This window comes from Lactiplantibacillus sp. C232, assembly GCF_023806725.1.
GTDB lineage: Bacteria > Bacillota > Bacilli > Lactobacillales > Lactobacillaceae > Lactiplantibacillus > Lactiplantibacillus plantarum.
The window spans coordinates 12,712-30,171 of record NZ_JAMSKZ010000010.1 but is presented as its reverse complement, the minus strand read 5'-3'; the positions used below and the strand labels follow the sequence as shown (position 1 = coordinate 30,171).

The window sequence follows — 17,460 nt, the reverse complement described above, 5'->3', positions numbered from 1 at the left end:
CTAATCTAAATGAAGGGAAGGTGTGTTATGGCATCCGCGCATATTGAACATAAGTTATCCTTGTTACCGGACTTACCAGGATGTTATCTGATGAAGAACTTAAACAGTCAGATCATTTATGTGGGTAAGGCCAAGAACTTGAAAAATCGGGTGCGTTCATATTTCAAAAGCAGCCATACTGGTAAGACCGCGCGGTTAGTATCAGAGATTGCGGACTTTGAGTTTATTGTGACCTCAACGGATAAGGAAGCCTTCCTGCTAGAAATTACGTTAATTCAAAAACATCAACCGTACTTTAATATTAAATTAAAAAAGGGAACCGGTTATCCGTACATTAAGATTACCAATGAACGAGACCCCCAGATCCTGATCGTCAGTGATGTTCGTAAAGATGGTGGCTACTACTTTGGGCCATATCCCAATGTTTACGCGGCTCAGGAAACGGTCAATTTTATTCAGAAGGTCTATCCGTTGCGGCGTTGCCATGGTTTCCAGAAGCGGCCGTGTCTCTATTATCATATGGGCCAATGCTTGGGAGCTTGCTTTAAAACGGTGCCGGTGGCAGAATATGACGCTCAGATCAAGCGGATTAAATCCTTTTTGAATGGTCACGTTGAAACGGTCAAGAAGCAGTTAACTAAACGAATGGATCAAGCGGCCGCTGACCTAGAATTTGAACGAGCCGCTGAATTACGTGATCAACTGAATTATATTGAAATGACGGTTGAAAAGCAGAAAATTATTTCAAACGATAATACGCCCCGCGACCTGTTTAATTTCTATCTTGATAAAGGCTGGCTTTCGATTCAGGTCTTCTTTATTCGGCAAGCGCGGTTGATGAAGCGCGAGAAACGCTTGTTCCCAGTAGTGTCAACTGCACCTGAAGAAATGACGAGCTTTATCTTGCAATTTTATAATCGCAAAAATAACGTTCTACCACGCGAAGTTTTAGTCCCCAACGGTCTTGATAAGCAGGTCCTGAGTGACATTCTCGGAATTCCGGTAAGGACCCCTCAACGCGGCCAGAAAAAGGATTTGCTGGACATGGCACAAAAAAATGCTCGAATCGTCTTAGAAGAGAAGTTCCGGTTGTTGGAATTGGATGCGCGCAAGACGACGGGGGCGATGCAAGAAATCACGGATGCTTTAGGCATTCCTGCTGGTCATAAAATTGAGGCTTTTGACCACTCTCATATTCAGGGGGCCGACTTGGTTTCTGCCATGGTCGTCTTCACGGACGGGCAACCGAATAAAAAATTGTATCGGAAATATAAGTTGCGGACGGTCGATCATGCTGATGAAGCTGCATCGACCCGTGAAGTGATTCGGCGGCGCTATACACGGCTACTGAAGGAGCATGCAGCATTGCCCGACCTGATTTTGATGGATGGTGGCGAGATCCAGCTGGAAGCCGCTAAGGACGTCTTAGAGAACGAATTAGGGATTGCAACGCCAGTCGCGGCGATGGTCAAAAATGACCACCATAAGACGGCGGATTTACTCGCTTCGGCCGGGGATCAGCATCTACATCTAGATCCGAAGAGTCAGGGATTCTATTTGTTACAACGGATTCAAGATGAAGTGCACCGCTTTGCGATTACGTTCCACCGACAAGTGCATACCAAACATTCATTGAGTTCGCGATTGGATGAGATTCCTGGTGTTGGGCCGAAGACGCGTAATAAATTATTACGTAAATTTGGATCGATGAGTAAAATTGCTGGTGCCTCACTGGAAGAGATTCAGTCCCTGGGAATTGCTAAAAACGTTGCACAAACTGTCAAATTTTCATTAGCCGGTGGTGGTGTAACACCGAAGCATTATCAAAAGGGCGCCACATAGTTGTCATCTGGCTAACTAATGTAATTAATGTTAAGAAGACCATCTAGTTTTCACGAACTAGGTGGTCTTTTTTGATGCTTGAAAGCATCATTGATTTGTAAAAATGTCGATTTTGTGATTAGTTGAAAAGCACATTGGTTGCTGGAGTAACCGATGATTTAATCGAAATAATTGTGGGTAAATACGAGCTAAAATAAAGTCAAATAATTATACGATTTATATTATATTGATTAGTAACTATCAATAAATATAACATTATTGTCTATAACGTCAATTTAAATTTAGAGATTGTCGAATATTCGCTTGTATTTATATGAGTTTCATGAAAATTCGTGAAAACTATTGCGTCGTTTGCAACTGGTTTTCTACAATAATGTCAATCGTTTAATAAAAGTCAGTCAAGAAATATTGGAGCGTGTGGAATGGAGCAAGTAATAACCTTTGATTTTATTGTTAAACTCATTCGTCAGTATTGGAAGGTATTATTGAGTTTAATGATTTTGGGCGGGACGATTGCAACAGTGGTGACTTTGTGGGTCATTCAGCCCGAGTATCAAGCCAATGTTCAAATATTAGTGAACCGCAAACACAGTAGTGCGGGCGCGGATTTGACGGGCCAGCAAGCCGATGTGCAGATGATTACGACTTATAAGGAATTAATTACAAAACCAGTCGTGTTGAAGCCGGCACGGCAGACTTTAATGGCAGAAACTGACATTCGACGCTCACTTGAGTCGCTTAAGCAAACGGTCAGCGTGACCAGTACGGCCAATTCGCAGGTGTTTTCAATCGTTGTTCGTGATAAAAATGCGAAAGCTAGTGCAATGATTGCGAACCAAATTGCTGCAACGTTTAAAGATCAGGTCCAGCATATTATTAGGGTCAATAATGTAACGATCGTTGCACCCGCAGAGACGCCGGATCAGCCGGTAGCGCCTAAAAAAATCATCAATATCCTAATTGGTTTCGTGGGGGGGCTGATTTTGGGATTGGTGTATGCAAGTGTCCGAATCTTGTCCAATCGGCGAGTGCAGACACTCGAATACCTAGCAGATGAATTAATGCTGACAAGTCTAGGAATCATTAATCATCAACAGCCGGTCACAGCGACTCACGACCAACCGGCAATTAAACCACAGCCGGTGACGTCAGTTGTTAAAGCGGCAGTCAAACGAGTTTAACATAGGGGGGAACGGTTATGAAATTGAGGCGAAGAGTAGCGAATATGCATACCGGCATACAGTTAACAACTTTGACGGCACCGATGTCAGTCGTAACTGAGCAAGTCAAAACGATCCGAACAAATCTTAACTATGCGATGGTCGGTAAACCGTTGAAAACACTAATGATCACGTCAGCGATTCAGGGCGAGGGAAAATCAACGGTCGGCAGCAACTTAGCCGTGGAATACGCCAAGAAAGGCCTGCAAGTCTTACTTGTCGATGCTGATTTGCGGCGGCCGACGATTCATCAGACGTTTGCGATCAGTAATCAACGGGGAGTGAGTTCATGGTTAAGCGGGCAACTGACGGACGTGAACGAGGCCATTTATCCCGTACTTGATCATTTGTTTGTCATGCCGAGTGGGCCTAAACCACCCAATCCAGCTGAGTTATTAGCCAGCGATAGAATGACCGAGTTTTTAACGGTCGCAACACGTAAGTTAGATTTAGTGATTGTTGATGCGCCGCCGATACTGCCCGTGACCGACGCTCGGATCTTAGCTGGTCAAGTGGATGGCACTGTCCTAGTCGTTCGCCAAAACTTTGTCGAAAAAGTTGCGGTGCGCCAGGCAGTGAGTGCCTTGAAGAATGCTCGCGCACAATTACTCGGGACTATTTTAAATGACGTGGACATTAAAACTCACGGTTATGGGTACGGCTATTATGGGACTGAGACCAACTGAGTATATTGACCTGCACTGTCACTTATTACCGGGATTGGATGACGGCCCCCAGCAGCTTGCTCAGGCAGTCGAAATGGCGCGACAAGCGGTGGCTGATGGCATTCATTACGTCTTGGCAACGCCACATCATCTAGATCGGCGTTATCAGAATACTGGCCTGGTAGTTGAGCGGGCCGTTGCCGAGCTCCAGGCCGAACTTAAGCGGCAACAAATTCCACTGACCGTTTTTGCCGGTCAGGAGGTCCATTTGCGAGATGATTTGGCGACAGCTCTGCCGCACTTGCTAGGAATTGATGTTGGTCGGCGCTATTTGTTACTAGAATTGCCACACGAGCAGGTACCTAATTACGTGGCGCAAGTAATTTTTGAGCTCTTACAGCAAGGGACGACTCCGGTGATTGCCCATCCAGAGCGAAATGCTCAGATTATGGCACAACCAGAGCGGCTCTATGATTTAGTGCAGCAGGGCTGTTTGGCACAGCTAACAGCGGGGAGTCTCGTTGGGCAATTTGGGCGAGCGGTTAAAAGTACAGCGCTGGAATTAGTTGAATGCGGGCTGGTCCAAGTGATTGCTTCAGATGCGCATTTGATGGCACGACGAGGATTTATGATGCGGGCAGGTTATCAGGCATTAGCACGGTTAGATAGTACCAATCCTGCATCTTTTGCAGTGAATGCAAGACTGCTACTGAACGGGGATCCAGTAGTGTTAGGGGAAGTCTTGCGACCAAATCAACGACGAAAATTTTGGCTTTTTTGAGAGGGGTAAATAGTTATGAAGGCATTGGTAACGGGAGGTGCGGGGTTCATTGGCTCGCACTTGGTTGATCATTTAGTTGAATCTGGCTTTGAGGTGGTGGTGGTAGACGATCTGTCAATGGGGGCCATCAGCAATATCAAGCATTGGGAACAGATTACGATATACGTCGCGGATGTCTGTGACGATAAATTCATGCAACAATTGTTAGCAGACGAACGGCCAGACTATATTTATTTTCTGGCAGCGATTGCGAGTGTGGCGGATTCGATTGAGCGGCCGGCAGAAACGCATGCTGTCAATCATACCGCGGTATTTAACTTGCTCGAACATATTCGCCAAATTCGCTTGCCTATTAAGCAATTTCTATTCACTTCTTCGGCGGCGGTTTATGGCAATCTACCTGAATTACCAAAACGCGAGGATTCGCGCGTCGCACCCGTGTCACCGTATGCTATTGATAAGTATGCGACTGAACGTTTTGTATTGGCATACGGTGAGTTGTACGATTTGCCGACCGTTTGTGTGCGGTTCTTCAACGTTTATGGACCGCGTCAGAATCCAAGCTCACCGTATTCGGGGGTTTTGTCGATTTTGACGGATTGTTTGAAAACACAGCGACCATTTACATTATTCGGTGATGGAACGCAGACTCGTGATTTTGTATATGTAAGTGATGTTATCAAGGCATTATGGTTGATTACAGAACATCAAGTGCAACATGAAGTGATCAATATTGCCAATGGCTTAGAAACTAGTTTAAATGGCATTATTCAGATGTATCAAGAGATTGCTGGTCAACAACTTGAAATCAAACGGGCCGAGCAGCGGGGTGGTGAAGTTGATCATTCAGTTGCAAGTATTGGCAAGTTGGCACGCTTAAATTATGAATCAGAGTGGCCGTTGAGAAGAGGATTAACTAAGTACTGGGAAGGGGAATGTGAGCATGCACGAAGTTGAGATTAATGAATCAATCGTGGCTGACGAACAACACTGTGAATTTATTAGCAAAATTGGTGTTCCGGTCACCGGCTGGAAGATGGATCTAAAGCGGTGTTTCGATCTAGCAGTCGGCTTATTGGGCACACTGCTCAGCGTTCCCATCGTAATTGTGTTTGCCATACTTATCAAGTTGACTTCTGACGGTCCCGTTTTCTACAAGCAGGAGCGAGTCGGTTGGATGGGGACGACCTTTGACGTGATTAAGCTGCGATCAATGTATCAGGACGCTGAGGCGCAGACGGGTGCGATCTGGGCAAAAAAAAATGATCCTCGGGTGACGCCGGTTGGACGCTGGATGCGCAAAACTCGGATCGATGAGTTACCACAATTTTGGAATGTTTTGAAGGGCGATATGAGTTTGGTCGGACCTCGCCCGGAACGGCCAGAACTAACCGAACAATTCAGTGAACGCTATCCTGATTTTCCGAAACGGCTACGAATCATTCCTGGCATTACCGGCTATGCGCAGATCAATGGTGGCTATGATATTACACCGGGTGCCAAGTGTCAGTACGATAACTATTACATTGAGCACTTTTCGATTTGGTTTGATATCAAGATGCTGATGGGAACGGTTAGGGTGATTATTTCCGGGGATGGTGCGCGGTAGTGAAGATTGTTTACATCATTACTCAAGCGACTTGGGGTGGGGCCCAGGCGCATCTATATAGTTTGATCAAAGCGCAAGTGATGCGTGGCAATGCCGTTGCCTTAGTATACGGCGTTGAAGGACGCCTGAGTGCAAGCGTCGCGAAAGAATTTCAAGACGTGCAAGTTGTCAGAGTTGCCAGCCTGGTACATCCGATTGCACCGCTGAGTGATTTGAAAGCAATCTACACGTTAAGGAAATTAGTAAAAAATTGGCAGCCAGATATTATTCATTTGCATTCTTCGAAGGTTGGTATGATTGGGAGGCTCGCCACGATTAGATTGCCAATGAAAGTCATTTTTACGGTCCATGGCTGGGGCTTTACTCCTGGTGTCGGGAAGAAACGGCAGCTATTGATGAAAACTATTGAAAAAGCATTAAGTCGCCTGACAACGGCTTACATCTGTGTCTCGCAGTTTGATTATGATTTGGGTGTCCAAAGTGGTGTGATTACTAGTGCTCATCCTGCTCGTGTTATCCATAATGGCGTGACAGCATTAACGGGCGCAAACAAGGCGACCAGTTCCGAGGTCTTTGTACTATCAATGGCGGCACGCTTTGATACACCAAAACGGCAGGATATCCTGATTCAAGCATTGACATACTTGCCGGAAAATCTACCAATCGTGTGTCATTTTCTGGGTGACGGCCCTTCGATTGAAGCCTGTAAAACGCTAACGCACCAGTTGAATCTGGATGGTAAAGTGAACTTTTATGGGGTGGTGGATAATGTACAAAAATATTATTCTCAATCGGACGTTGGGGTGCTGATTTCTGATTATGAAGCACTCCCAATCAGTTTAGTGGAAGCCTTAGCCCAAGGTCTGCCGATTATTGCGTCGAATGTTGGGGGCATTCAGGAATTGATTGATCATAATGGCTTTTTGGTCACCAATGATGCGCGCCAGATTGCTGAAAAAATTCTGACACTCTATCAATCGAAAAAGATCGCCGAGGTCAAGACTAATTCCTATCAAATGTATCAACGTCACTATACTGAGCATGAGATGCTCGAACAAACGCAGGCGTACTATTTGCGTTGCTTGGCCTAGAAGGGACGATTGTCGATGACAAAAATTGTTCATGTCTTGTTTTCCGCCAAATTAGGTGGTGCTGAGCAGGTGGTCATTAATATCAGTAGGGGTTTGAGTGGATCCTATGATTTCACCTACTGCTCACAATCAGGATCGATACAAGAAAGCTTGCAAGCTGTCGGAATCGCGTATCAAAGTTTTTCGCCGAAACAGCTTCTTAAATTTCGGCGAGCTATTCTGGCACTCCAGCCAGATATTATTCACGCACACGATTTCAAAGCGAGTTTTTTGGTCAACCTGCTTTTTCACCATGTGCCAATTATCACCCATATCCATCAAGCCCCGATATGGCAGACTAGTGTGAACTGGAAAAGTTTGGCGTTTCAATATATTGGCAACAAGAGCTCACGAGTCTTATATGTTTCAGATTGGGCTAAAGAATCGTATCGCTTCCACAAACATTTAACCAATACGGCGATTATTCCCAATGGAATCGACAGTTCACGGATTTGCCAACTGGCTACTGCCAGTACAACCACTGCATTTGACCTGTTATTCGTGGGACGGTTGGAAGATGTTAAAGATCCCGCAAGATTTGTGAGAATTGCGCATAAATTATTAGACGCAATCCCTGAACTAAAGATTGGGATTGTCGGCGATGGTAGCTTGAGCGCACACATCGCTAAACAGATTGCAGCCACCCCGCAAATACGGTGGTTAGGGTTTAAAAGTAACCCTTACAAATACATGCGGCATGCAAAAGTTGTGCTGTCGACGTCCAAATCAGACGCGTTTGGATTGACCATGGTCGAGGCAGCCTTATTGGGTGCGATTCCGTTTGCCCCCCGCATTGGGGGCATCTCTCAAACGGCCGCAAGGGTAAATGGCCTGGTTTATGCGAGTGATGCTGAATTATTGGCAGTACTGACACGTCTCTTTTCGGATGGGAAATTTTATCAGGAAACCAAGGCTAAAATAGCAGCGGTCGATTTTAGTGACTATGAACAAAGGCAATTCATTCAGCGGATCCAGCAAGTTTATAAAGGAGTAATGGAACGATGACTGCAGTAAATCGTCAGATTGGTGGGCCATTCTTAAGACTAGGACTATTGATTGCCGGATTTTACCTGATTTACCAACCCAACTTTTGGAGCAGTAGTTATGTGCCCCTGATTGTTACACTGGGGATTACTGGTGGTTGCGTCTTGCTATTGTCGCCAAAGGACTTATCGATTGCTATTAATCGGCTGCACATTTTTGTGATTGGTGTGATGCTATCAGTGATTTACTTTGCGTTCAGAGCGAAGCTGGCAGGAACTGATCCCCGGGTGTTTCAAAATGTTGTGATTATTTTGAATGTCCTTGCCTTAGTGTTATGGCTAGAAGTTCTTCGTAAGTATTTTAACGTGACAAGTGAAACGGTCTTGACCTGGATGCTATGGATGGTGGTTGTTCAATGCTTGTTTGCTTTGGTCATGCTGGCAAGTTCGGGTATTCGCGCTGCGATTTTAGCAAAAACAGCCACCGGTATTATTCAGAATCAGTTTATTTATGGTGAACGTTTGTATGGAATCAGCAGTGATTACACATTTTTTACCCCAATTTACCATAGTCTGATGGGACTAGTTGCGATATATATGGGAATGAACCTTGGCAAAAAGTATTATTGGTTCCTGCCATTTTGTGTCTTTATTATCGTATTAAACGGCCGAACTGGCTTGATCACGCTGGCTTTTGGTTTTGCCTTGATGCTGGTCAAACGAATGCTGTCCAGTGTTCGAGGGCTGTTTCAGGTTGCACTGATTATCGTGTTGAGTGTGACCTTTATCATACTGGGTTTGGCTTTTCTGCAATCCATCCAGCCTGATACGTATACCTGGATCGTCAGTGGCTTTGAAGATACGTTTGCACTCGTCTTTGAAGGTAGTAAGCAGGGCAATTACGAACAACTGACGGGCTCGTTCTTGATGTTTCCGAGTCAGCTTTTAGATTGGGTGTTTGGTTATGGCGTTCGCGTATATGGTGGCAATGCCAACAATATTTGGTTCGGAACGTCCGACATTGGCTTTATTAATGACTTATTTATGGGGGGCATCATTTACATGGTGCTACTGTACGGTACGATTATAGCCTCGTTGACGGCTTGCCACAAAAAGTCTGGAAAGGTTGTTCGTGATAGTAAAATCTTTCTAGCCTTTGGCGTAGTTCTACTAATCGCAAATTATAAAGGTGAGGTTGCGCGCAGCGGCATGGTACTGACGGCAATAATATTCTTGGGGTATTTACTTTCAACTGAATTGAAGATTGAGGAGAAAAAATGGCAATCAGCGTAATTATGAGTGTATATAATGAACGACCTGAGCAAGTCCAGCAAGCGGTTGACTCGATTTTGAAGCAAACCTATTTGCCGAGGGAGTTTGTGATCGTACTGGATAATCCAGAACGGAGTGATTTAAAAGACTTGTTAATGGATTACGATTGCCGTGTGGAAATGATCAAACTAGTGTGCAATCCAGAAAACCTCGGCCTGGCTGCTAGTCTCAATAAGGCGATTGAGCTAGCAAGTAGTGAGTTGATTGCGCGGATGGATGCGGATGATATTTCTGTCACTAATCGGCTCGAAGTGGAATTAGAGGCGTTAAAAACGCGCGATTTGGATTTAATTTCCGGAAATATTACTTATCTTGATGAACAGGATGAGGTTGTCGGGGAAAAATCGGCCATTCCCGAGGCTGAACCACTAATTCAAAAAATCCTGCCCTATGGTTCGACAATTATTCATCCCACCGTTTTAATGCGGAAAACGGCCGTCCAACAAGTCGGTGGTTACCGTTTATTACCAACGGCTGAGGACTATGATCTTTGGCTGCGGCTGCTTGCTAATGGATTCAAAATCGGGTCAATTAACCGCCGAGTGTTGAACTATCGGTTACGCGGTAATAGTATGACCAGCGACGCGTGGAAAACGTATCTGGTATCGCGCTATATTCAACAATTGTATGCGGAACGTAAACGGACGGGAGCAGACAGTTTCGGCCGCGGGATGTCGGCGTTAACAGACAAAATAAATGACGTCCGTGCCCAAAGTATGTTTAATCGTGGGCAAAAATATTTTACGATGGCGATGGCCAGTATGCGCAAACGAAAACTTGGTCAGGCCCTGGCTGCGTTAGTCCGCGCAATGGTGACATCCCCAGATAATTGTTACTATGTGATCAACTATTTACGTTTAAGAACGATTTGGTCGGTAAATGGGCGCCGGTATCGACAACAACCAAGTGATTGAACGTGTGCGGTGCTTATGAGATTTGTTATTAGTAAGCAGGGGATGTGATGCTCAGTTCAGACCTATGAGAAAGGAATTTATGTTAGTCAGTATTAGAAATAAATATCGGCATTTGCCAAAGCAAGTTAAGGCCTCACTTTGGTTCTTAGTCTGTGCTTTTTTTGAAAAGAGCATTTCAATAATCGCAACGCCCATTTTTACCAGAATAATGTCTACTTCCGAGTATGGTCAATTTAATGTGCTGTACTCCTGGCTGACTATCGTCACGATCATCGTCTCACTAAATCTGTGCTACGGCGTTTATACTCAAGGTCTCATCAAATTCAGCCATGATCGACGTCGATATTCGGCTGCATTACAAGGATTAACGGTTGTGTTGGTATTAGCATGGACACTAGTTTACCTTGGCTTTCGTGATTTTTGGAATAGTGTCTTTTCTTTAACGACGACGCAGATGTTGGCGATGCTTCTAATGGTATGGACCTCGTCAGTTTTTAATTTTTGGGCTGGTGAGCGCCGAGTTGCCTTGCAATACAAATCATTGGTGATGGTGACCTTGCTGGTTGCAATCGCCAAACCGTTAGTAGGCGTATTGCTCGTTGTGTATGCGAATGATAAAGTGACGGCTCGATTTTTAGGGCTAGCATTAGTGGAACTGGTAGGCTATACGGGCTTGTTTTTTGTGCAAATGTATCGTGGCAAAACGTTTTTCTCGCGCCATTTTTGGCGTCACGCATTAATGTTCAACATCCCGTTGGCCCCACATTATCTTTCACAAATCGTTCTGAGTAGTGCTGACCGGATTATGATTGCGAACATGGTAAATACGAAAAGTGCGGGCATTTATAGTTTGGCGTACTCACTTTCACAAATCATGATCTTATTTAACGTTGCATTGTCGCAAACGCTGAGTCCGTGGATATATCAAAAAATCAAGGATCGACGGGTGGCCGATATTGCGGGTGTTGCTTACGGTGCCTTAGTTTTAATTGCGGTTGTCAACCTGCTATTGATTGCATTTGCGCCCGAAATCGTTTCGATATTCGCACCACGAGCATATGCTAAGGCGACCTGGATCGTTCCACCAATCGCAATGAGCGTCTTTTTCATTTTTGCTTTTGATTTATTTGCAAAGTTTGAGTTCTATTATGAACGGACATCTTTAATCATGATTGCCAGTGTTATTGGCGCAGTATTGAATGTGGCGCTAAATTATTGGTTGATTCCAATTTTAGGATACGAGGTGGCGGGATATACAACATTAATTTGCTATGTGATGTATGCGGTTGTTCATTATTGGTTTATGAATCGAATCTGTCGCGAAAAACTTGGCACGCTTCCATATGATCGCAAGATACTGGGGCTGATTACGCTCACTTTTTTGGCGGTTGGCTTTCTATTTTTAGGAGGCTATCACAGTGTTGTACTCCGTTATCTATTGATTTTGATAACGGCCGTCGTCGGATTTAGCAAGCGTGATTATTTAATGACCATTGTTAACCAAATGCTACGTGTGCGAAAACCAATCTAGCCGAATCGAAGTAGGGTGGTGCCGGTGTGACTGACCAGCTATAAGTAGTGACTAATCAAAAAGACGACAGCCTGAAAATTCGCTGTCGTCTTTAGTTTATAAAGTGGTTATTGTACGGACCCAGACCACGTCACGTTGCCGTGTAGTTTCTTGGTGGCTAACACGAAGCCGCGCAAACTTGTATTGTGGGGCATTTGTTGCCAAGCTTGAATAGCGGCGCTATTTTTGACTGGGGTGCCCCGAAAGAGCGCGATATTGGCGGCCGCCATGCCGCGGGCTAGCTGATTAACTTTAGCGCTTGATAGTTGCGTTTCGTCACGGTCCTCATATAACTGACTCAGTGCTGCGTTATAGCCAGCCGCATATAACACGTCATGATCGTACTTTTGATAGGCGCGCATCGCTTTATTACCACGGTGGTGCTTGATGTAAGCACTCACGTTTAACGGGGTCGCGTGGTACGTGGCCGTCCCGTTACTCTGGTTGATCTTAAGCGTACCGTAATAGTGAGATCCCAGTATCAGGGCGCCACTGGCAATATCAGTCAGTGACTGGTTCTTGACTTTGGTAGACTTGATATTTTGAGCATGAATATGGCCGCTGAGCGATAACTTGATACCCGCAGTGGTAAAGGCCTTACGGACATCTTCGGCATAACCGATTGTATAGTCCTGATGAATCACCGTGTGGTCCATTGTATTGTGATGTAGGACGGGAATGAGAGTCGCATGGGCTTGTTTTGCTTGCTTACCGACTTTAGTAAGCCATTGTAAGGTCCCATCGGTCAGGCCACCACCGACCGTTGAATTACCTTGTTGATAATTACTTTTATAAATGGCGGAGTTTAGCATTAAAAACCAAGTGTGTTTACTAGGTTTTACCAAATATCCCAATGAGCTTGGGTCAGTTTCACTGGCTTGGCCGTAGCCGGCCTGATGATAGATCTTCTTGAACTGGGTCGGGCTAGTCGCCTCGGTGCTATATTGATGCTTTCCTTTGAAGCGACGGGCGATGGGGTTGTTCAAGTCGTGATTACCGGGGACGACGTAGACGCGGATGTGCTTAGCAGTCAGTCGGCGAAGCTGCTTGGCAACGTACTCGTGACTGGCTTTTTCACCGTTGTTAGTAATATCGCCACTGATGAGCACAACGTCAGGCTTGGTGATTAACGCCTTAGCAATAAAAGCGCGAAAAATCGTCGCGCTGTATTTTAAATCCGCACCGGCATCGTTAGCCGCGTACTGCGTGAAAGCCTTACCATTATCATGCAGCCTGGGCGCAATGACATGGTCATCACTGATCACCATCGCTGTTAAGGTCTTGTGACTGACAGGGGGCAGGGTCATTTTAGTTTGTTTTTGGCAACCGGAAAGCAGCATCATGCCGAATAATACACAGCTGATGCCAAAGATAGATTTTCGTAGTTTCATCAAACTCGTCTCGATTCTCGTTAACATAATCAGTATATTACTTTCATTATACCCGTTTTATTGCGGGGTTAGACGGCTGATTCGTTAATTTTGAAAACAAAAAAAGACGATCAATTTGATCGTCTTTTTAGATATCACATTATTTAGAAGCTTTAGCTGGTTTCCAGAGACCAAGGATAACCCCAGCGATAACGGCACCGATAATTGTGGCACCGATGTAGCCCCAGATATTCGTGGCGAGTAATGAGACCCAGAGGCCACCATGAGGAGCAGGGACGGCAACGCCCCAAAGTTGAGTTAAGCCACCGGCGATGGCAGCACCAATCACACTTGAACCGATAACGTGCAATGGGTCAGCTGTGGCGAATGGAATGGCACCTTCAGTAATGAAGGAAATACCAAGTAACCAGTTAGAGATACCAGCTTTACGTTCGTCATCCGTAAATTTCTTTGGCCAGAAGGCAGTGGCAATCGCAGTTGCCAATGGTGGAACCATCCCACCAGCCATAACAGCGGCCATTAAGTTCCCATGTCCAGTTGCGGTAAAGGCACCAGTTGCGAAGACGTAAGCGGCCTTGTTGAAAGGACCACCCATATCGATCGACATCATACCACCGAGGACAAGCCCGAGGAGAACGGCATTACCAGTACCCATTGAGTTTAGGAAGTGGGTAATCCAGGCGTTGATAACTGAGAAGATTGGGTTAACAACGAAGAACATTAGCGCAGCAATAATCAATAAGCCCAGAATTGGGAAGATCAGCATTGGCTTCATCCCGTCTAAGGATTGTGGCATGTTCTTGGTCCACTTCTTCATCCAAACAGTAATATAACCGGCTAAGAAACCAGCGGCTAAACCACCTAAGAAACCAGCGGGACTCTTAGCATTGGCGGTAATGGAGGCCGTGTAAACACCACCGTAAGCGCCAGTGTATACCGTGGCCATGAACCCACCAACGAACCCGGGCATCAAAGCAGGACGATCACCAATTGATTCGGCGATGTAACCGGCTAAAACAGGTACCATGAAGGCGAAAGCCATGTTACCAGCTTGGTTGAAGAAGGTAAAGGCTAAGCTCTTACTACCAACGAATTGCTCAATAATGAAGGAGAGGGCCATTAAGATCCCACCACCGACAACGAATGGCAACATGTGGGAAATTCCGTTCATGAGGTCTTTGTAAACTTCACCCCAAACACTACCATTAGCGCTGCCACCTTCATCGTCATCTGCAGCACCACCATCAGCATCGTGATAGACAGGAGCTTTACCGCTCAAGGCTTCTTGAACTAATTGATCGGCCTTGTTGATCCCGTCAGTAACGGGACGGTTAACCAGGTGCTTACCATCAAAACGGGCCATCTTGACCTTTTTGTCAGCGGCGATCACAACACCGTCGGCACGAGCGATTTCATCGGCAGTCAATAAGTGCTTAACACCTTCAGAACCATTCGTTTCGATTTTGATGTCAACACCGGCCGCTTCACCGGCTTTGATCAAGGCTGCTTCGGCCATGTAAGTATGGGCGATTCCGTTTGGACAGGCGGTAACCCCAACTAAATAGGGACGTTTTTCGTCAGTGGTGGTGCTGGCAGCTGCGGCTTCTTTTTCGGCCTTGGCAGCTGCATCTTTGGCTTCCTTTTCTTCCTTAGCAGCCTGGGCATCACCGAAGAGTTGTTGAACTTCTTCAGGTGACTGTGCATTCTTAAGTTTAGCGACCAATTCAGGATCAATCAATAAGCTTGAGAGGGCGGCGAGGGCGGCTAAATGGGTGTTGTTGGCACCTTCAGGAGCAGCAATCATGAAGAAAAGATGAACGGGTTGACCATCTAACGCGTTGAAGTCAACGCCGGCCTTACTCTTAGCAAACATCACGGTTGCCCGGTTAACAGCCTTATCTTTGGCATGGGGCATAGCAATCCCGTCGCCAATCCCGGTAGTTGATTCGGCTTCCCGTTTGATGATGTCTTGCTTGTAGAGGGCCTCATCATTGATGATACCTTGTTCGGCATATTTATGAACTAACTCATCAATCGCTTCGTCCTTGGTCGTGGCGTGCATGTCCATGATCATGACATCTTTTAGTAATAAATCGCGGATATCCATGTTTAGTTAACAGTCCTTTCTTTAGTGAGCGAGTTTTTCAATGTTAATGAGTGGCAAAATTTCATCGATCTTGGCGCGGGTCGCAATGTCTTCTGAGAAGGCGGTTGCGGAGCCACAAGCTAAGCCGTAGCGGAAGCTTTCAACAGCATCGTGTGTTTTGGCGAATGTGCCGACAAAGCCACCAATCATTGAATCACCGGCACCAACTGAGTTGATTACCTGGCCCTTTGGTGCGGGACTAAAGTAGACCGCATCCTTGGTGATTAGGAGGCCACCATCGCCGGCCATTGAAATCAGCACGTGTTGTGCACCTTCAGCTAGCATCCGTTGGCCCGCTGCAATGATATCAGCCTGGCTATTAAACGTCGTGTGGTAGTAATCAGCAAGTTCGTGGTTATTAGGCTTCACAACGAGGGGGTGGCTGGGTAAAGTTTTCTTCAAAGCTTCACCGGTCGTGTCGATGACAAAATTAGCACCAGCAGCTTCGACCTTCTGAATAATATCGTAGTAGAAGCTATCTGGTAAACTAGGCGCTAAACTACCAGACATGACGACCACGTCATCCGGCGTTAAATTGGCTAATTCGGTGTAGAAGGCTTCGATTTCTTTGGCGGTGATGTCCGGGCCAGCACCGTTTAATTCGGTCTCTTCTTCAGCGTGAATCTTCACGTTGATCCGGGTGTCATCGGCAATCGGTGTGAAGTGACAATCTAGGCCCTTGGCTTTTAAAGCATCACTGATAAACGTGCCGGTAAACCCACCGATAAAGCCGAGGGCCTTGTTGGGTTGGTCTAGGTCGTTCAGAATCTGCGATACATTGATGCCTTTACCGCCAGGGAGTTTCGCCGTGTGTGCTAACCGGTTAACACTACCGAGGGTCATTTGGGGTAGTTGCACCACGTAGTCAATTGATGGATTGACAGTAATGGTATAAATCATGATTGAACCTCCTGAATCGTAGTTAATGGTTGATACTGTTCGGCAACGCTTGGCGTGAGTTGGTCAGTGATGATGGTTGCACTGGATAAATCACCGACGCGCGCAAACGAAACGTGGTCGAACTTAGTGTTGTCAGCTAAGATAAAGCTTTCTTCACTTTGTAGAATTGCGGTTTTTTTGACGACCGCTTCATCGGGGTCGGGCGTTGTGAGCCCGAATTTTGGGTGGACACCGTTGATACCAAGAAAAACTTTGTTGAACCGGTATTCCTCTAACGATTTAACGGCTTCGGGACCAATTACGGCTTTGGTAGTGCCTTTCAAATTGCCACCAAGCAGGTAGGTTTGGATGCCCATGTCTGCCAAAGCGGAAGCATGGACCACACCATTAGTCACGACACGTAAGTTGTAGCTCGGATTTAAATGGTGAATCATGGCTAGGGTCGAAGTCCCAGCATCCAAATAAATGACGTCATCAACTTGAATGTTCGCAACGGCTTGCTGCGCGATATGGTCCTTGGCGTTAACGTTGCGGGAAACCTTATCATTCATCGCGGGTTCCTCTTGGAGTGAGTTCATATACTTCGCACCACCGTGCACGCGGAGTAACTCGCCCTGTTCTTCTAGCTGTTGGAGGTCACGGCGCGCCGTGGACTCGGAACAACGAGTTTCAGAACAGATGTCCTTGATTTTAATAATGCCCTTGAAACGGATCGTATTTAAAATGTACTGTTGACGTTCTTCTGTAAGCACTTTCAAATCCCTCCGCATAATAATATACCTGTTTAAACGTCAAAATGCAACAAAAACCTTCAAAAACCGTCAAAATAATCCAAAACCTGTCATCAAATCGTCATTAGCATCCAAATAAAGATGATCTGTCTAATTAGGCGTGGAACTTTTGACGAAGTGGCCGAAGATTTGTATACTAGGTCAGGTATCTAATTTCGCACGATCGGATTTCGTAGATAATAATAT

General features: G+C 45.7%; 15 protein-coding genes. 11 read left to right on the top strand and 4 right to left on the bottom strand.

The genetic code is table 11. The annotated features are described in order from the left end of the window. Positions 1–27 precede the first annotated feature (27 nt). From uvrC to MZO41_RS10410, 11 genes are all read left to right on the top strand, one after another. Positions 28–1,842, top strand: a complete 1,815-nt coding sequence (uvrC, locus tag MZO41_RS10460; protein ID WP_013355666.1) for an excinuclease ABC subunit UvrC — start codon at positions 28–30, stop codon at positions 1,840–1,842. Between the two features lie 422 nt (positions 1,843–2,264). Next, positions 2,265–3,023 (top strand): YveK family protein, encoded by a 759-nt coding sequence (locus MZO41_RS10455; RefSeq protein ID WP_003640788.1) that lies wholly within the window; start codon positions 2,265–2,267, stop codon positions 3,021–3,023. Positions 3,024–3,040: 17 nt separating this feature from the next. Further along, positions 3,041–3,748: a CpsD/CapB family tyrosine-protein kinase gene (locus tag MZO41_RS10450; protein ID WP_003640787.1), complete on the top strand. Its 708-nt coding sequence runs from the start codon at positions 3,041–3,043 to the stop codon at positions 3,746–3,748. Continuing rightward, positions 3,729–4,508: a tyrosine-protein phosphatase gene (locus MZO41_RS10445; RefSeq protein WP_003644575.1), complete on the top strand. Its 780-nt coding sequence runs from the start codon at positions 3,729–3,731 to the stop codon at positions 4,506–4,508. The genes MZO41_RS10450 and MZO41_RS10445 overlap by 20 nt, the downstream gene beginning before the upstream one ends. Before the next feature lie 15 nt (positions 4,509–4,523). Further along, entirely contained in the window at positions 4,524–5,465 is a 942-nt protein-coding gene (locus MZO41_RS10440) for an NAD-dependent epimerase/dehydratase family protein (RefSeq protein WP_003640785.1), read from the top strand. Then, positions 5,452–6,117, top strand: a complete 666-nt coding sequence (locus MZO41_RS10435; protein ID WP_024521680.1) for a sugar transferase — start codon at positions 5,452–5,454, stop codon at positions 6,115–6,117. Before MZO41_RS10440 ends, MZO41_RS10435 begins: the two co-directional genes overlap by 14 nt. Further along, the gene (locus MZO41_RS10430; RefSeq protein ID WP_128650824.1) at positions 6,117–7,208 is read left to right on the top strand and encodes a glycosyltransferase family 4 protein; all 1,092 of its coding nucleotides are present in this window, start codon (positions 6,117–6,119) and stop codon (positions 7,206–7,208) included. Before MZO41_RS10435 ends, MZO41_RS10430 begins: the two co-directional genes overlap by 1 nt. A gap of 15 nt (positions 7,209–7,223) precedes the next feature. Beyond that, positions 7,224–8,252: a glycosyltransferase gene (locus tag MZO41_RS10425; protein WP_011101653.1), complete on the top strand. Its 1,029-nt coding sequence runs from the start codon at positions 7,224–7,226 to the stop codon at positions 8,250–8,252. Then, positions 8,249–9,523, top strand: a complete 1,275-nt coding sequence (locus tag MZO41_RS10420; RefSeq protein ID WP_013355664.1) for a hypothetical protein — start codon at positions 8,249–8,251, stop codon at positions 9,521–9,523. Before MZO41_RS10425 ends, MZO41_RS10420 begins: the two co-directional genes overlap by 4 nt. Beyond that, positions 9,508–10,476: a glycosyltransferase gene (locus MZO41_RS10415; protein ID WP_013355663.1), complete on the top strand. Its 969-nt coding sequence runs from the start codon at positions 9,508–9,510 to the stop codon at positions 10,474–10,476. Before MZO41_RS10420 ends, MZO41_RS10415 begins: the two co-directional genes overlap by 16 nt. Positions 10,477–10,555: 79 nt before the next feature. Beyond that, positions 10,556–12,007, top strand: a complete 1,452-nt coding sequence (locus MZO41_RS10410) for a lipopolysaccharide biosynthesis protein (RefSeq protein WP_013355662.1) — start codon at positions 10,556–10,558, stop codon at positions 12,005–12,007. 107 nt (positions 12,008–12,114) lie between these two features. On the opposite strand, the gene MZO41_RS10405 is transcribed toward MZO41_RS10410, so the two are convergent. The 4 genes from MZO41_RS10405 to MZO41_RS10390 all read right to left on the bottom strand — a co-directional run bounded on the left by MZO41_RS10405 (position 12,115) and on the right by MZO41_RS10390 (position 17,235). Then, positions 12,115–13,437, bottom strand: coding sequence for a metallophosphoesterase family protein (locus tag MZO41_RS10405; RefSeq protein WP_003645646.1), 1,323 nt, complete (start codon positions 13,435–13,437; stop codon positions 12,115–12,117). A 139-nt stretch (positions 13,438–13,576) separates the two neighbouring features. Beyond that, positions 13,577–15,544 carry a PTS fructose transporter subunit IIABC gene (locus MZO41_RS10400; RefSeq protein WP_003640777.1) on the bottom strand — a complete coding sequence of 656 codons (1,968 nt, stop codon included), beginning with the start codon at positions 15,542–15,544 and terminating at the stop codon, positions 13,577–13,579. A gap of 21 nt (positions 15,545–15,565) precedes the next feature. Further along, entirely contained in the window at positions 15,566–16,483 is a 918-nt protein-coding gene (gene pfkB, locus MZO41_RS10395) for a 1-phosphofructokinase (RefSeq protein ID WP_013355660.1), read from the bottom strand. Then, a complete protein-coding gene (locus tag MZO41_RS10390; protein ID WP_003644567.1) occupies positions 16,480–17,235 on the bottom strand; it encodes a DeoR/GlpR family DNA-binding transcription regulator in 756 nt (251 codons plus the stop codon). The genes pfkB and MZO41_RS10390 overlap by 4 nt, the downstream gene beginning before the upstream one ends. Positions 17,236–17,460: the final 225 nt, after the last annotated feature.

What these genes read in the sequence shown, in the direction of transcription:
- MZO41_RS10425 (WP_011101653.1), top strand. Translation starts at nt 7,224, where the DNA reads ATGACAAAAATTGTTCATGTCTTGTTTTCCGCCAAATTAGGTGGTGCT.
- MZO41_RS10435 (WP_024521680.1), top strand. Translation starts at nt 5,452, where the DNA reads ATGCACGAAGTTGAGATTAATGAATCAATCGTGGCTGACGAACAACAC.
- uvrC (WP_013355666.1), top strand. Translation starts at nt 28, where the DNA reads ATGGCATCCGCGCATATTGAACATAAGTTATCCTTGTTACCGGACTTA.
- MZO41_RS10410 (WP_013355662.1), top strand. Translation starts at nt 10,556, where the DNA reads ATGTTAGTCAGTATTAGAAATAAATATCGGCATTTGCCAAAGCAAGTT.
- MZO41_RS10445 (WP_003644575.1), top strand. Translation starts at nt 3,729, where the DNA reads ATGGGACTGAGACCAACTGAGTATATTGACCTGCACTGTCACTTATTA.
- MZO41_RS10450 (WP_003640787.1), top strand. Translation starts at nt 3,041, where the DNA reads ATGAAATTGAGGCGAAGAGTAGCGAATATGCATACCGGCATACAGTTA.
- MZO41_RS10415 (WP_013355663.1), top strand. Translation starts at nt 9,508, where the DNA reads ATGGCAATCAGCGTAATTATGAGTGTATATAATGAACGACCTGAGCAA.
- MZO41_RS10405 (WP_003645646.1), bottom strand. Translation starts at nt 13,437, where the DNA reads ATGAAACTACGAAAATCTATCTTTGGCATCAGCTGTGTATTATTCGGC.
- MZO41_RS10420 (WP_013355664.1), top strand. Translation starts at nt 8,249, where the DNA reads ATGACTGCAGTAAATCGTCAGATTGGTGGGCCATTCTTAAGACTAGGA.
- MZO41_RS10440 (WP_003640785.1), top strand. Translation starts at nt 4,524, where the DNA reads ATGAAGGCATTGGTAACGGGAGGTGCGGGGTTCATTGGCTCGCACTTG.
- MZO41_RS10400 (WP_003640777.1), bottom strand. Translation starts at nt 15,544, where the DNA reads ATGGATATCCGCGATTTATTACTAAAAGATGTCATGATCATGGACATG.
- MZO41_RS10455 (WP_003640788.1), top strand. Translation starts at nt 2,265, where the DNA reads ATGGAGCAAGTAATAACCTTTGATTTTATTGTTAAACTCATTCGTCAG.
- pfkB (WP_013355660.1), bottom strand. Translation starts at nt 16,483, where the DNA reads ATGATTTATACCATTACTGTCAATCCATCAATTGACTACGTGGTGCAA.